Origin of the sequence: Jiella avicenniae, assembly GCF_021390325.1 — a bacterium.
GTDB lineage: Bacteria > Pseudomonadota > Alphaproteobacteria > Rhizobiales > Rhizobiaceae > Jiella > Jiella avicenniae.
In genome coordinates, this window is the sequence record NZ_JAJUWU010000019.1 from 89,041 (window position 1) to 102,385 (window position 13,345).

General features: G+C 67.5%; 13 protein-coding genes. 8 read left to right on the top strand and 5 right to left on the bottom strand.

The genetic code is table 11. The features are described 5' to 3' along the window. The first annotated feature begins 274 nt into the window (after positions 1 to 274). Positions 275 to 1,471, top strand: coding sequence for an MFS transporter (locus LZD57_RS18215; RefSeq protein ID WP_233720912.1), 1,197 nt, complete (start codon positions 275 to 277; stop codon positions 1,469 to 1,471). On the opposite strand, the gene LZD57_RS18220 is transcribed toward LZD57_RS18215, so the two are convergent. Beyond that, the gene (locus LZD57_RS18220; protein ID WP_233720913.1) at positions 1,441 to 2,121 is read right to left on the bottom strand and encodes a DapH/DapD/GlmU-related protein; all 681 of its coding nucleotides are present in this window, start codon (positions 2,119 to 2,121) and stop codon (positions 1,441 to 1,443) included. The genes LZD57_RS18215 and LZD57_RS18220 overlap by 31 nt on opposite strands. Next, on the bottom strand, positions 2,096 to 3,286 hold the full coding sequence (locus tag LZD57_RS18225; protein WP_233720914.1) for an OpgC family protein: 1,191 nt from the start codon (positions 3,284 to 3,286) through the stop codon (positions 2,096 to 2,098). The genes LZD57_RS18220 and LZD57_RS18225 overlap by 26 nt, the downstream gene beginning before the upstream one ends. 124 nt (positions 3,287 to 3,410) lie before the next feature. On the opposite strand from LZD57_RS18225, the gene LZD57_RS18230 reads away from it, so the two are divergent. From LZD57_RS18230 to LZD57_RS18245, 4 genes are all read left to right on the top strand, one after another. Next, a complete protein-coding gene (locus tag LZD57_RS18230; protein WP_233720915.1) occupies positions 3,411 to 3,629 on the top strand; it encodes a hypothetical protein in 219 nt (72 codons plus the stop codon). Between the two features lie 79 nt (positions 3,630 to 3,708). Then, positions 3,709 to 4,299 carry an SCO family protein gene (locus LZD57_RS18235; RefSeq protein ID WP_233721004.1) on the top strand — a complete coding sequence of 197 codons (591 nt, stop codon included), beginning with the start codon at positions 3,709 to 3,711 and terminating at the stop codon, positions 4,297 to 4,299. 149 nt (positions 4,300 to 4,448) lie between these two features. Then, positions 4,449 to 6,359: a cation:proton antiporter gene (locus LZD57_RS18240; protein WP_233720917.1), complete on the top strand. Its 1,911-nt coding sequence runs from the start codon at positions 4,449 to 4,451 to the stop codon at positions 6,357 to 6,359. A gap of 2 nt (positions 6,360 to 6,361) precedes the next feature. Then, positions 6,362 to 7,249 carry a 50S ribosomal protein L11 methyltransferase gene (locus tag LZD57_RS18245; RefSeq protein WP_233720919.1) on the top strand — a complete coding sequence of 296 codons (888 nt, stop codon included), beginning with the start codon at positions 6,362 to 6,364 and terminating at the stop codon, positions 7,247 to 7,249. Positions 7,250 to 7,372: 123 nt separating this feature from the next. Here LZD57_RS18245 and LZD57_RS18250 read toward each other — a convergent pair whose 3' ends face one another. After that, positions 7,373 to 7,576 carry a hypothetical protein gene (locus LZD57_RS18250; protein WP_233720921.1) on the bottom strand — a complete coding sequence of 68 codons (204 nt, stop codon included), beginning with the start codon at positions 7,574 to 7,576 and terminating at the stop codon, positions 7,373 to 7,375. Between the two features lie 253 nt (positions 7,577 to 7,829). Between LZD57_RS18250 and LZD57_RS18255 the strand changes: the two genes are divergently transcribed. Next, entirely contained in the window at positions 7,830 to 9,650 is a 1,821-nt protein-coding gene (locus LZD57_RS18255) for an aminopeptidase P family protein (protein ID WP_233720923.1), read from the top strand. 134 nt (positions 9,651 to 9,784) lie between these two features. On the opposite strand, the gene LZD57_RS18260 is transcribed toward LZD57_RS18255, so the two are convergent. Next, complete coding sequence (locus tag LZD57_RS18260; RefSeq protein ID WP_233720925.1) at positions 9,785 to 10,210, bottom strand: BA14K family protein; 426 nt, start codon at positions 10,208 to 10,210, stop codon at positions 9,785 to 9,787. 272 nt (positions 10,211 to 10,482) lie between these two features. Here LZD57_RS18260 and LZD57_RS18265 point away from each other — a divergent pair, with 272 nt between their 5' ends. Beyond that, positions 10,483 to 11,121 carry a DsbA family protein gene (locus LZD57_RS18265; RefSeq protein WP_233720926.1) on the top strand — a complete coding sequence of 213 codons (639 nt, stop codon included), beginning with the start codon at positions 10,483 to 10,485 and terminating at the stop codon, positions 11,119 to 11,121. Between the two features lie 603 nt (positions 11,122 to 11,724). Here LZD57_RS18265 and LZD57_RS18270 read toward each other — a convergent pair. Further along, positions 11,725 to 12,630, bottom strand: a complete 906-nt coding sequence (locus tag LZD57_RS18270) for an ATP-binding protein (protein WP_233720927.1) — start codon at positions 12,628 to 12,630, stop codon at positions 11,725 to 11,727. Positions 12,631 to 12,897: 267 nt separating this feature from the next. On the opposite strand from LZD57_RS18270, the gene yajC reads away from it, so the two are divergent. Then, complete coding sequence (yajC, locus tag LZD57_RS18275) at positions 12,898 to 13,242, top strand: preprotein translocase subunit YajC (protein ID WP_233720928.1); 345 nt, start codon at positions 12,898 to 12,900, stop codon at positions 13,240 to 13,242. Positions 13,243 to 13,345: the final 103 nt, after the last annotated feature.

Below are 13,345 nucleotides of genomic sequence, written 5' to 3' on the forward strand. Positions count from 1 at the left end.
CCGACGCCGTCACCCGCCAACGATAGGCATCGGCGGCGGGCTTGCAAGGCCGAAGGGGGAGCGGGAGTTGACTGTGTGTCGCCGCTTTCGGCGTTTTCGCTCTCTGGATTCTTTCGCACCTGCGAATAGATACCGCTGGCGCCGCTGGCGGCCCTCCCATGCCGGCGCGCACCGTTCCAAGCGGTCCCTCTCGATGGCCCTTCGGAAAGATGGCAGGCAGGCGCTCGCGCCCCGCCGCCTCGAACGGCCGATTCTAAGACGGAAACGGACATCGATGAGCCAATCCGCGACCAAAGCCGCGCCGGCAAGCGACACTGCCGGCCTCGGGCCGACGCTGACCTTCCTCTTCGCCCTGTCCTGCGGGGCGCTGGCGGCGAATCTCTACTACGCGCAGCCGCTGGTCTCGATGATGGGATCGGACATCGGCCTGCCCGTCGCGGCGGAGAGTTCGATCGTCACCCTCGGCCAGATCGGCTATGCCGTCGGGCTGGTCTTTCTCGTCCCGCTCGGCGATCTTCTGGAAAACCGGACGCTCATCCTCGCGACCATGGCGGCGAACGTCGTCAGCCTGGCGGGACTCGCCCTCGCGCCGGGGCTTGCCACACTGTTCGCCGGGATGCTGGTCGTCGGTGCGACGTCCTGCGTGGCGCAGATGCTCGTTCCGCTCGCCGCCAATCTGGCGCCGGAGGATCAGCGCGGCGCCGTCGTCGGCAATGTCGTGAGCGGTCTTCTCGGCGGCATCCTCCTCGCCCGCCCGATCTCGAGCTTTCTCGCCGATTACGTGGGATGGCGGGGTGTCTTCGGCCTGTCGGCCGGGCTGATCGCCCTTCTGGCGCTGGTCTCGGTGGCTCTGTTGCCGCGGCGCGTTCCCGGCGGCGAGCGCGGCTATTGGAGCCTCATTCGCTCGCTCGGCAAGCTGTTCCTCTCGGAACCGGTTCTGCGTCGACGCGGCCTCTATCACGCCGCGATGTTCGCCGCCTTCTCGCTGTTCTGGACGGCGACGCCGATCGTCCTCTTGCACGATCCGTTCGACTTCACGCCGAGCGGCGTCGCGCTTTTCGCACTTGCCGGGGTTCTCGGGGTCTTCGCCGCACCGGTCTCGGGCCGGCTTGCCGATCGCGGCCATTCGCGGATCGGTACGGCCGCGGCGCTGTCGATGGTGATCGTCGCCTTTCTCCTCGCCACCGACGGCACGTCGCTCATCGCCCTGGTCGTCGCCGCCGTAGCCATCGACCTCGGCGTTCAGGCGAATCTGGTGTTCGGCCAGCGCGAGATATTCCGGCTGGCGCCGGACATCCGCAATCGCCTCAACGCCGTGTACATGACCACGTTCTTCCTCGGCGGCGCGATCGGATCGGCGCTGGCGAGCCCCGTTCTGACGCATTTCGGCTGGCTCGGCGTCTGCGTGATCGGCATGGCTCTGCCGGCAGCGGCGCTCGTCTATTTCGCGTTGGCCGAATCGGGAGACTGACCTTCCCATTTGTCGAGAAACGCCTCGATCGGCAGCGCCTGCATGTCGGGGATTGCGTCGAACAGCGTCTCCAGCGGCCAGTCCCACCACGAAAGCCCCGCGATCCGCGCGGCGATCGGGCCGGGAAACCGGTCGCGGATCGGCCTCGCCGGCACGCCGGCGACGATCGTATAGGCCGGTACGTTGCCGGTGACGACGGAACCGCCGCCGATCACCGCCCCGTCGCCGACCGAAACGCCCGGCATGAGGATCGCCCCGTGGCCGATCCACACGTCGTTGCCGATCGTCACCGTGCTCGCCCTGCGGCTCTCGGCGACGCTCTGATCGACGGGAAGCCAGCGGAAATATTCGTTGGGCCGATAGCTGATCTTGTGGGTCGTCAGCCGTTCCATCGGGTGGGCGAGGGCGTTGATGCGAACGTTCGCCGCGATCGAGCAGAACTTGCCGATTCGCGTATGGGCCGCCTCGCCGCCGCGCTCGAAATAGGAAAAGTCGCCGACCTCGACGTCGCGCAGCACGACGCGCGGTCCGATTTCGGCATAACGGCCGAGCCTGGTCTTCTTCAATTCCGCCGTCGTCGCGATCCGCGGCTCGGACGGCCGAAAGCGCAGTTCCTCGAAATTTTCAGGTCGCGGGGTCTCTGGCGGCATCGCTCATCGGGTTCAGAACGCTCGGCTGCTGCCAATCGTAGTCTCGATCGCCCGACGACGCCACCAGCAGCGACCGGTTCGGGACCGTCGCCGATCTGCGCTTGCGGCGGTCCAGCCGGAAGGCCAGGGCGAGCTGAATTGTGATGCCGAGCACGACGAGCATGACCTCCAGCGGCAGCCCGAGGCCGCCCGACCCGATGACGGACGCCGCAACGACGTCGGACAGGATCGTGCCGGTAACGAAGACCGGCAGACTGTTCCGGCCGGCGGCAAACACGGGCCCCAGCCAGCCTTTGGGGTCGATCCGCTTCAGGGCGTCGAGATTGAAGACGACGTAGACCACCGCCAGCGCGTTGATCAGCCGCAAGGGGCCCTCGCTCGTCTTCGACACCAGCGACCGCAGCGGCCCTTCGGTGGCATGGCCGCCGAAATGGCTGAGGAGATTGGCCGGCACGGCGATGGCGCAGAAGGCGAGGGCAGCAAGGAACAGCCAACGCCGGTAGGGGAACGGCACCAGTCCCTGCCGGACCCGGAGACCGGCGAGAATTCCGACGAGAAAGACGATCTGCCAAGAGAAGGGGTTGAAATACCAGACGCCCTTCGGCTGGGAGAAGTCCGTCGGATCGAGGTGGAAAAACCCTGCCGCGAGCCACAGCAGGGTCGACGCCGCAACGGCCAGGCGGGGCGATCGGCCGATCAGGGCGAACCAGAGCGGCACGGTGGGAATGAGGACGATATACAGCGGCAGGATGTCGAGTTCGGCGGGCAGATAGCGCAGAAGAAGCACCTCCATGGCAAAGCGCGTCGGATCCTCCGCAAGCGGGCGCAACGACCAGTTCGACACGAGCGCGTCGCGGTTGGGAAGCGGCAGGACGAAGACGGCTGTCGCCAGCACCAGGAGCAGGGTAAGGTGGATCCGGTAGAGCTTGAAGCTTCGCGCCAGCGTGCGGGCGGCGACGGTGACGAAGTCGGCACGGCCGGTGGCGGGGTGATAGGCGAGCGCCGCCGACATCCCCGCCATCATCACGAAGAGTTCGGCGGCGTCGGAAAAGCCGCGGCTTTGCTGGAGCGCTTCGGAAAACGAGACACCGGCATGATCGACGAAGATCAGCAGCAGCGAGATGCCGCGGACGAGATCGATGCGATTTTCGCGCAGGGGCGACATCGGGTTTGGTCCGGATCAGACGATGACGTAACGTCGCTTCGCGTTACGCCGGCGTTCGCGCGAGAGACATCCTCGTCAGGTTGCACGGGCCGCGAAAATTGCTGGCAGCTTTAACGGATCGCAAATGCCGTTCGTCGATTTTTACGGAGTTTCTCGTCGCGATGACGCCATCGAAACCGTTTCCGGGACGGTGACGACCAAACCCTCCCTTCCACGCCTCGGTGCCGTTGCCGGCGTCGCCGCGCTGCTTTCGCTGGCGGCGCTCGGTTTCACGCTGTGGCTTGATCAGGGCGAGGCACTTTTCGTAAGGCTGGCGGCGGACGCCTGGGCGAGCTGCTTCTGACGCAGGCGCGGCATCGCGCCGACGGCCCGCAAGAGGCCGGTCCGCCTGGCTCATGCGAAGGATTTCCGGAGTGGCGAAGATGAAGACCGGCACGATCATCCAGGCCGGCCTCTGGGCCATGGTGGCGCTCGTCGCGGGGGCGCTCGCCTTCACCTACCTGTCGATTTCGCGGCAAGGCGGGGCGGCCGATGCGCCCTACGGGACGCCCTTCACCCTCGTCGATCAGAACGGCGAGCCCTTCGCGTCGTCGAAGCTTTCGGGCAAGCCCTTCGCCCTGTTCTTCGGCTACACCCATTGCCCCGACGTCTGTCCGACGACGCTCTACGAACTCGCTTCCCATCAGCAGGCGATCGAGGCGGAGGGCGGCGACTTCAGAATCGTCTTCGTCACCGTCGATCCCGCCCGCGATACCCCCGGCGTCCTGAAGGAATATGTCGAGGCGGTGTCGCCGCAGATCGTCGCCCTGACCGGCGATCAGGCCGACGTCGCCAAGATGGCGAAAGGCTGGGGCGCCTTCTTTCGCAAGTCGGGCGAGGGCGAGGACTATCTGATGGACCATACGGCGACGACGTTCCTGATCGACGAAGACGGTCGGCTCGCGGGCACCATCGCCTATGGCGAGGATCCCGAGACCGTGACGGCCAAGCTCGAGCGGCTGGCCGGCGTCTGAGGCGGTCAGGGGCCACCGGCCGGATCGCCCGTCGAAGACCGGAACGAGGGCAGACCATGGGCGGGTGCGGTTTCCGCCATATCTTCCGTCTTGCCGAATGACTCTGCCGGGACGAAACTTCCGCGCGTAACCGACAGGATCAGACATCCATGCACGATCTTGCCATGCAGCTCGCCGTCATCGGCGTGGCCGGCATCGCTTCGCAATGGCTGGCGTGGCGTTTCCAGATTCCCGCCATCGTCATGCTGCTCGGCGTCGGCCTCCTCTTCGGCCCGATCACCGGCCTGATGAATCCCCGCGAGGACTTCGGCGACCTCTACACCCCGCTCGTATCGACCGCGGTCGCCATCATCCTGTTCGAGGGCGGGCTGACGCTGAACTTTCGCGAGATCCGCGAGACCTCGACGGCGGTGCGACGCGTGGTCCTGGTATCGGGGCCGATGGTCTGGTTCATGACGGCGCTCGCCGCCCACTATGTGGGCGCCATGTCATGGCCCGTGTCGATCATTCTCGGCGCGCTTCTCATCGTCACCGGCCCGACCGTCATCATGCCGCTTCTGCGTCACGCGCGGCTGCGCAGCCGGCCGGGATCGATCCTGCGATGGGAGGCGATTCTCAACGATCCCGTCGGCGCGCTCTTCGCCGTCGTCGCCTTCGAAGCCTACCTGGTGCTTCGCGGCGCCCACGACGCCGAGCACCTGATCTTCACGACCGTCCTCGCTCTCGTCGTCGCGGTCGCCGGGGGCATCGTCGCGGGGCGGGCTCTGGCGCGGTTCTTCACCCATGGCCATGCGCCGGAATACCTCAAGGCGCCCATTCTCCTCGCCGTCGTCGTGGCGATGAACGCCCTGACCAACCTTCTGCTCGAGGAGGCCGGTCTCCTGACCGTCACGGTCATGGGCGTCACCATGGCCAACACCCGGCTTGCCAGCCTCACCGAGCTGCGGCGCTTCAAGGAGACGATCACCGTCCTGCTCGTTTCGGGCCTGTTCATCATCCTGACGGCTTCGCTGCAGCGCTCGGTCATCCTCAGTCTCGAATGGCGGGTGGTGGCTTTCCTCGCCCTGGTCCTCTTGGTCATCCGGCCGATCGCCATCTTCCTCTCGACCATCGGCGCGGGGCTCGGCTTCCGGGAAAGGCTGCTCGTCTCCTGGATCGCGCCGCGCGGCATCGTCGCCGTGGCGGTGGCGGGGCTGTTCGGGGCGACGCTGTCGCGCTTCGGCCTGCCGGACGCCGACCGGATGGTCGCCTACACCTTCGCCGTCGTGGCGGCGACGATCATCCTGCACGGCTTCACGCTGCAGCCGCTCGCCCGCCTCCTCGACCTGCGCGTCACCAACCGTCCGGGCATTCTCATCGTCGGGGCCTCGCGCTTCTCGATCGCCCTGGCGCAGCGGCTGAAGGCGCAGAGCGTTCCGGTGCTGATCGCCGACTCCAACTGGTCGCACGTTTCGGAGGCGAGGCTCGCGGAGGTCGAGGTCTGGTTCGGCGAGATCCTGTCGGAGGAGGCGCATCACTCGCTGGATCTATCGCGATTCGACCACATGATCGCCGCCACCGACAACGATGCCTACAATGCTCTCGTCTGCACGGATTTCGGTGCCGAGATCGGCCGGTCGGAAGTCTTCCAGATCGGCTCGGCGACCGGCAGCCCGCAGACGAGCAGCGCACGGCACACCATGCATTTCGCCCTCGGCGGCACGCCCCTGTTCAAGCCGCCGCGATCCTACAACCAGGTACGCGACCACATCATCGACGGCTGGGCCTTCCAGGCGACGCGCCTGTCCGAGGAGTTCGGCATCGCGGAGTTTCACGAGACGCGTCCGGACGGCACCCAGCCGATCCTGTGGATCCGCCCCTCGCAGGAAATCGTCTTCGCCGCCGGGGAGGGGGTCGGCGAGCCCCTCGCCGGCGACGTGATCGTCTCCTTCGGCCCGCCGCGCGCCGAGCGCGAACAGGAGAAGATCGTCCGCGGCACCCTGACCGAGCGCGAAGCACGGCGTGAAAGGGCCCGCAAGACGAGCGAAGAAGTGTCCAGACAGGCTGAAGGGACGAGTTGACCGTGCAGGTTCGATACTTCGCGACGGTGTCGCGCAGCGAGGCCGAGAGCGCATATTCCCGGTTGGAGGTCGCGTTCGAGGAGGACGGTTCGCCGGTCGCCATCACCGAGATCGACGAGGCGACGGACCGTTGGGAGATCGCGGCCTATCTCGGGGGTGGCGACGACGCCGAAGAGAGCTTCGACCGGCGAGAGGAGTTTCGCGCCGCCGCAGGGCTTGCGGCGGACGTCGAGATCGGCCGCGAGGAACTGCCGGACCAGGACTGGATGGCCTCGGTGCTCGCCGAGCTGAAGCCCGTGCGGGCGGGCCGCTTCGTCGTCCACGGGGCCCACGATCGCGACAAGATCGGCGCCCACGAACTTTCGATCGAGATCGAGGCGGGTCTCGCCTTCGGCACGGGCCATCACGGCACGACGGCCGGATGCCTGACGATGCTGGGTCGCGTCGTCCGGCTGAGAAGGCCGCGCTCGGCGCTGGATCTGGGGACCGGCAGCGCGGTGCTCGCCATCGCGCTGGCCAAGCTGGCGCGGGTCGGCGTCGTCGCCACCGACGTCGATTCGGTCGCCGTCGCCGTTGCGGCGGGAAATGTCGGCGCGAACGGCGTCTCGGCTCGGGTCGAGACCGCGCGCGCCGACGGCTTCGCGGCGGTCGCCATCCGGCGACGCGCGCCTTACGACCTGATCGTCGCCAACATTCTCGCCGGGCCCCTGATCGCTCTCGCGCCGGGCTTTCGCCGCCATGCCACGGACCGTGCGGACGTCATTTTGTCCGGAATTCTGACCGGTCAGGCCGCAGCCGTCCGGGCGGCATTCCGCTCCCAGGGCTTCGTCCATGTGGAGACCCTGACGCGCGGCGACTGGGTGACACTGCATCTGCGCCGCGCCTCCTGAGCCCCGCTGAACGACGAACGGCCCGGCCGCTCGCAAAGAGCCGCCGGGCCGCCGTTGAAAGAGTCGTTCCTGCCGCGGTGGGCGCGGCCCTGCGTCGTCGGCGCGTCGGGGCGCGCGGCCGGCTCAGGCGCGCCGCGGCGCGCTGCTCTCGAACTGCGACGGCATCTCGCCGTCGAACAGCTCCGGTCCGAAGCGCTTGCCGTAGTGGGTGGTGATGTAGCGGCGCGCCTCGCGCTCCCGGGCTTCCATCATCCGGTTGAGGACGTTGCGCATGATGCCGACGCTCTGCTGGCGCGGGCGGGTGGTGTTGGTCTCGTTGCTGGCCATTTGCTATCTCCTTCGGAAAGCTGCTTCAGGCCTCCCCTTGCATCGCAATATGCCCTTGCCGCCCGCAGGCCGGTAGCCCGTTGGCCGCATAGGACCTTTCCACTTATTGCAATGCAGCATGAGCGCCTCGTTCATCGAACGGTAAGGACCGGCTCCTGAACGTCTGCCGGCAGACAAAGGCCGCTCTTGCGATGCGGGGGAAAATGCCGGACACAGGCGGAAAGGGGCGCGGCGAGCCCCGGGAAGAGGCGGCATGTTCCAGAATTTCGACGGTTCCAGCGATTTTTCGAAAAGCGCCGAGCGCGTCGCGGCATTGCGCGCGCGCCTGAAAGACGCGGGCGTCGACGGGTTCGTGGTGCCGCGCGCCGACGAGCACCAGGGCGAATACATTCCACCCTCCGCCGCGCGGCTCGAATGGCTGACCGGCTTTTCCGGCTCGGCCGGCGTTGCCGTGGTGCTTCGGGATAGGGCGGCGATCCTGGTCGACGGGCGCTATACGCTGCAGGTGCGCGAGCAGGTCGATCTCGCCGTCATCGAACCGCTCTCGTCGATCGAGACGCCACTGTCGGCCTATCTCGAACGCGAGGCCGCCGGTCGGCGGATCGCCTACGATCCGTGGCTTCACACCATCGCCGAGGTCGAACGGCTGCGCGGCGTCATGGCGGCGACGGGCGGCGAACTCGTCGCCCTCGACCACAATCCGATCGACGCGGTCTGGCCGGAGCGTCCGGCGCCGCCGAAGGGCCGGGCCTTCCTGCATGGCGACAATCTCGCCGGCCGCGCGTCGCGGGACAAGCTCGACGCGATGCGGGCGGAGATCGGCAAGGCGAAGGCGGACTTCACGGTTCTCACCGATCCGTCCTCGATCGCCTGGACCTTCAACATCCGCGGCGCGGACGTCGAACACACGCCGCTCGTGCTCGCCTTCGCCATCGTGCCCACGGAGGGAAAGCCGCGCCTCTACGTCGATCCCGACAAGCTGGACGAGGGCGTCGCCGGGCATCTTTCGACCCTCGCCGAGATTCGCGAGCCGGGGGCCTTCGAAAGCGATCTCGGCGCCATGGCGAAGGATCGTGCCGCCGCCCTCGATCCCGGCCTTGCCGCTGCGCGGCTCGCGGAGATCGTCGAGGCGGCCGGCGGCAGGCTGGTCACGCTCGCCGACCCCGCCCGGCTGCCGCGCGCGATCAAGAACGAAGGCGAACTCGCCGGCAGCCGGGCGGCTCACCGCCGCGACGGCATCGCCATGGTCCGGTTTCTCGCCTGGCTCGACCGCCAGGCGCCGGGATCGACGGACGAGATCACCGCCGCCGAACGGCTCGAGGCCTTCCGGGCCGAGGCCGGCAAGGCCGCCGACATGGCGCTGATGGACATCTCCTTCGACACGATCTCCGGTGCCGGGCCGAACGGCGCGATCGTCCACTACCGGGTCAATCGGCAGACCAATCGGACGCTCGGCGCGGGCGAACTCTTCCTGGTCGACTCGGGCGCCCAGTATCTCGACGGGACGACGGACATCACCCGCACGGTCCCGGTCGGCGAACCGGAGCCGCTGATGCGCACCCGCTTCACCCAGGTGCTGAAGGGCATGATCGCGATCTCGCTGGCGCGGTTTCCGAAGGGAACCCGCGGCGTCGACATCGACGTCCTCGCCCGCATCGCCCTGTGGAAGGCCGGCTGCGACTATGCCCACGGCACAGGCCACGGCGTCGGCGCGTTCCTGGCCGTCCACGAGGGCCCCCAGTCGATCTCGCGGCGCGGCATGGCGGTGTTGCAGCCGGGCATGATCGTCTCCAACGAGCCCGGATATTACAAGGAAGGCGCCTTCGGCATTCGCATCGAGAATCTCCTCGTCGTCACCGAGACCGAAGCGATCGACGGCGGCGATGTGCCGATGCATGGCTTCGAGACGCTGACCCTGGCGCCGATCGACCGCCGGCTGATCGACCGGACGCTGCTCGGCGAAGACGAGCGCGACTGGCTGAACGCCTATCACGCCAGGGTTCGCGAAACCCTGTCCGCCGATCTGCCGGCCGAAGATGCACTGTGGCTGGAGGCGGCGACCCGGCCCGTCTGACGCGAGCCCGCGCAGGCAAGCCGGCCGGCCCGGGCGGCGCTCCAGCCGTCGCCGCCGTCAAGCCGGTGGCAGGTCGTTCCGTTGCCCCGGTCGGCTCCGGGCTTGCTCCGTCTCCTGTCGTCAGGGGCAACCCGTCAGCGGCAGAGGCGCCGGCGGCCGTGATGGGGCTGATAGGTTCCCGTGCGCGCGTCGAAGGAGCGGTATTTCGCGTGGCAGTAGCGGTACCACGCCCGCGTGTGGGGCCGGGGGGCGAAGCGAACCCGGTGAGGGTGGACCCGGTAGAGCGGCCGGGGGCCGTAATCGTAATACGGGTCATAATACGGCGGTTCGGCGACGGAAAGTCCGAGGCCGAGCCCGATGATGCCGCCGATCAGTGCCGCCGCCCCGGCGTCGAAGCCGCGATGATGATGGCGATGGCGCCAATGCCCGGCCTCGGCCGGGGTCGCGCCGATCATCGGCGTCCCGACTGGAAGCGTCACCGGCGCGACGGTAAGGGCGACGGCTGTCGCGAGCACCATTGCCGAAAGCCTCGACAAGAAGTGCTTCGGGGCGAATGCCATGGCGATTTTCTCCCGGTTGTTCGAGACCGGCCGCACGGTGTGCGGCGCCCGGCGATGCGGATGTCTTGCTCCCCGCGCGTGCCGGTCGCCGTTTCCAGGGCCGAAATCTCTCGAATTTTGACTGAAACGAACCTGCCGGTGCATCATGACCCATCAGATCGCCATGCGCAACCTGAGGTAGATCATTTGGCAGCTTTGCATCTCGCTCCCTTCGCCCGCGCCGCCGAGGCGCCGCGCGCCCGGTCTGGCCGGGTCCGGCGTGACGGTCGTCGATGATCCCGCATCTCGTCTACTTCGCCGATCCGATGTGCTCGTGGTGCTGGGGCTTTGCGCCGGTGATCGACGCGATCGCGGCGCGCCATCCCGATCTGCCGGTCCGCCTCGTGCTCGGCGGGCTGCGCCCCTTCACCGAGACGCCGATGGACGAGCAGGCGAAGGCGAAGACGCAGGAGCATTGGCGGCATGTCGAGGCGGCGAGCGGCCAGCCCTTCGACTACGGCTTCTTCGACCGCGAAGGCTTCGTCTACGACACCGAACCGGCGGCCCGCGCGGTCGTCGCCGCGCGGCGGCTGGATGCCGGCCACGCCTTTCCGCTGAACCGACGCATCGCCGAAGCCTTCTATGCCGGGAACCGGGACGTCACCGATCCGGACGTCCTGATCGCGCTCGCCGCCGACGAGGGGCTCGAAGCCGAGGCTTTCGCCGAGGTCCTGCACGACGATGCGACGCGAGAAGAGACCCTGGCGGATTTCGCGGTCACCCAGGCCTCCGGCGTCACCGGATTTCCGACGCTGGTCGCCGGTCCCGCCGGAAAGGACGATGCCGGCTACCTCGCCATCGCCGTCGGGTTTCGCCCGGCCGCGGCCGTGCTCGATTCGGTCGGGCAATTCCTCCGCCGCAGTGGTTCATGAAGCCGGTCGATGCAATTACAAACTATGCCATGCGGCGAAATCGACCCTCGACATGCTCGATGAACTATGCTGTCCTTACGTCAGGGCGGCTGGATGTCTGCCGCCCCCCTCCAGTCGTCGCGTCTTCTCGCGCCCCCGTCCGGCCTTGGCCGTCGAGGGCGGTGTGACCGATATCGGCCGGGCGAAAGGTCGGTTCCGGCATGTCGCGCTCGGGTCGGCGGCTTCCTGTTCGGCTCGTCGGCCCGGTGACACGACCGGGCGCGCGTCTTCAGATCCGGCGTTGGGTCAGCGGCCATTGCGGAACCCATCGTCATCGTCCGCCGGCTCCTCGGACCACCGGCGTGCCGAAGGGCTTGGCCGGCAGGTGGGGCGCCTGCCGGCCAAGCCTCCGACCGGTTGCCCGAAGAGCAAGCGCGGGGAAGCGGACTCGACGGGGCGGCCGATCCCTACCGTCCGGCACCGGTCGGGGAGCGATCGCGGTTCTGACGCGCTCCAATGCGTCCACTCATTCCCGTCGATCGAGCGGTCGAACATCTCCGGCCGATCGTTCCCGGCGTGCGGAACCTCGAGGCCGCCCGTCACGGTCGCCGCACGAAGGGATCGTCAGCCGCCGGCACCGTCCGCGATCCGCAGCGGCCGGCCGAAGCGGCCGGCGAGATCCATGATGAACTGATGGGCGACACGGCCCGAGCGGCTGCCGCGCGTGGTCGCCCATTCCAGCGCCTCGCGGCGAAGCTCCCCGTCCGCGACCATGTCCTTCAGGCCGTAGGCTTCGACATAGCCCTCTATCATCGCGAGGAATTGATCCTGGCTGCAGTTGTGAAAGCCGAGCCATAGTCCGAAGCGGTCCGAGAGAGACACCTTTTCCTCGACCGCTTCGCTGGGATTGATCGCCGTCGAGCGCTCGTTCTCGATCATGTCCCGCGGCAGCAGGTGGCGCCTGTTCGACGTCGCGTAGAACAGGACGTTCTCCGGGCGCCCCTCGACGCCGCCTTCGAGCGCCGCCTTCAGCGACTTGTAGGCCGTATCGTCGTGATCGAAGGAAAGATCGTCGCAAAACAGCAAAATCGGGTAGGGCGCCTCCACCAGGAGATGCATGAGGTCCGGCAGATGGGCGATGTCCTCGCGCGGTATCTCGACGAGCTTCAGCGCCGCACGCCCGGTCTGCCCGATCTCGGCGTTCACCGCCGCATGGACGGCCTTGACCAGCGACGACTTCCCCATGCCGCGCGCGCCCCACAGGAGCGCGTTGTTGGCGGGAAGGCCGTTGGCGAAGCGCGCGGTGTTGTCGAACAGCGTGTCGCGCGAGCGATCGATCCCCTTGAGAAGCACGATCGGCACGCGGTTGACCCGGGGCACCGGTTTCAGACCCGTCTGCGGTTCGAAGACGAAACAGTCGGCCGCGGCGAAGTCCGGCTCGGGCATCAGGCGGGGGGCCAGTCGGCCGAGCGCCGCCGCGACGGCCTCAAGGCTCGCGGCAATGCGGGCAAGTTCGCTCTCGTTGGTCATCACTCGTTCCGTCTCTTCGGGATATGGCGGGAAAAGTTGTCGGTGCCCTCGACCAGCCGGCCGGCAACGGGCGAGGGGGCGATGGGGCGATACTGATAGGCGCTCGGGCATCGCGCCGCAAATGCCGCGCCTTGTTGCAATGAGGGGGGGCGTTCGTATATTGCGGCCACGTCCGGCGGGCCTGTCGAAAGGCCATCGGGCGCCTTCCGATGGCCGTGTCCTGCCATTGCGCCCTTTGCCGAAGAACTCTTTCTAGCGAGGTTGATGATGTTCGTGTCCGAGGCTTTCGCCCAGACCCCCGGTGGTATTGCCGGCGGCGGAAGCGAATTGTTGATCAGCATTCTTCCGTTCATCGCGGTCTTCGCGATCATGTATTTTCTCATAATCCGCCCGCAGCGGACCCAGATGAAGAAGCGCGAGGAGATGCTGAAGAACATCCGGCGCGGCGATACCGTCGTCACGGGCGGCGGCATCGTCGGCAAGGTGACGAAAGTCCTCGACAACGGCGAATTGGAGGTCCAGATCTCCGAACAGGTTCGTATTCGCGTGGTGCAAGGCACGGTGAGCGACGTCCGCGTCAAGGGCGAGCCGACGGCGGCGAACAACAAATAGTCAATTGCTTGAATGAACGTCACTTCGTGGCGTAATCTTGCCGGGTCCGCCTCATCGCGGCACTCGGCACATATGCTGAAATCGGACCCGGGCACGGCGCGAG

What these genes read in the sequence shown, in the direction of transcription:
- LZD57_RS18220 (WP_233720913.1), bottom strand. Translation starts at nt 2,121, where the DNA reads ATGCCGCCAGAGACCCCGCGACCTGAAAATTTCGAGGAACTGCGCTTT.
- LZD57_RS18250 (WP_233720921.1), bottom strand. Translation starts at nt 7,576, where the DNA reads ATGGCCAGCAACGAGACCAACACCACCCGCCCGCGCCAGCAGAGCGTC.
- yajC (WP_233720928.1), top strand. Translation starts at nt 12,898, where the DNA reads ATGTTCGTGTCCGAGGCTTTCGCCCAGACCCCCGGTGGTATTGCCGGC.
- LZD57_RS18270 (WP_233720927.1), bottom strand. Translation starts at nt 12,630, where the DNA reads ATGACCAACGAGAGCGAACTTGCCCGCATTGCCGCGAGCCTTGAGGCC.
- LZD57_RS18235 (WP_233721004.1), top strand. Translation starts at nt 3,709, where the DNA reads ATGAAGACCGGCACGATCATCCAGGCCGGCCTCTGGGCCATGGTGGCG.
- LZD57_RS18240 (WP_233720917.1), top strand. Translation starts at nt 4,449, where the DNA reads ATGCACGATCTTGCCATGCAGCTCGCCGTCATCGGCGTGGCCGGCATC.
- LZD57_RS18230 (WP_233720915.1), top strand. Translation starts at nt 3,411, where the DNA reads ATGCCGTTCGTCGATTTTTACGGAGTTTCTCGTCGCGATGACGCCATC.
- LZD57_RS18260 (WP_233720925.1), bottom strand. Translation starts at nt 10,210, where the DNA reads ATGGCATTCGCCCCGAAGCACTTCTTGTCGAGGCTTTCGGCAATGGTG.
- LZD57_RS18255 (WP_233720923.1), top strand. Translation starts at nt 7,830, where the DNA reads ATGTTCCAGAATTTCGACGGTTCCAGCGATTTTTCGAAAAGCGCCGAG.
- LZD57_RS18215 (WP_233720912.1), top strand. Translation starts at nt 275, where the DNA reads ATGAGCCAATCCGCGACCAAAGCCGCGCCGGCAAGCGACACTGCCGGC.
- LZD57_RS18265 (WP_233720926.1), top strand. Translation starts at nt 10,483, where the DNA reads ATGATCCCGCATCTCGTCTACTTCGCCGATCCGATGTGCTCGTGGTGC.
- LZD57_RS18225 (WP_233720914.1), bottom strand. Translation starts at nt 3,286, where the DNA reads ATGTCGCCCCTGCGCGAAAATCGCATCGATCTCGTCCGCGGCATCTCG.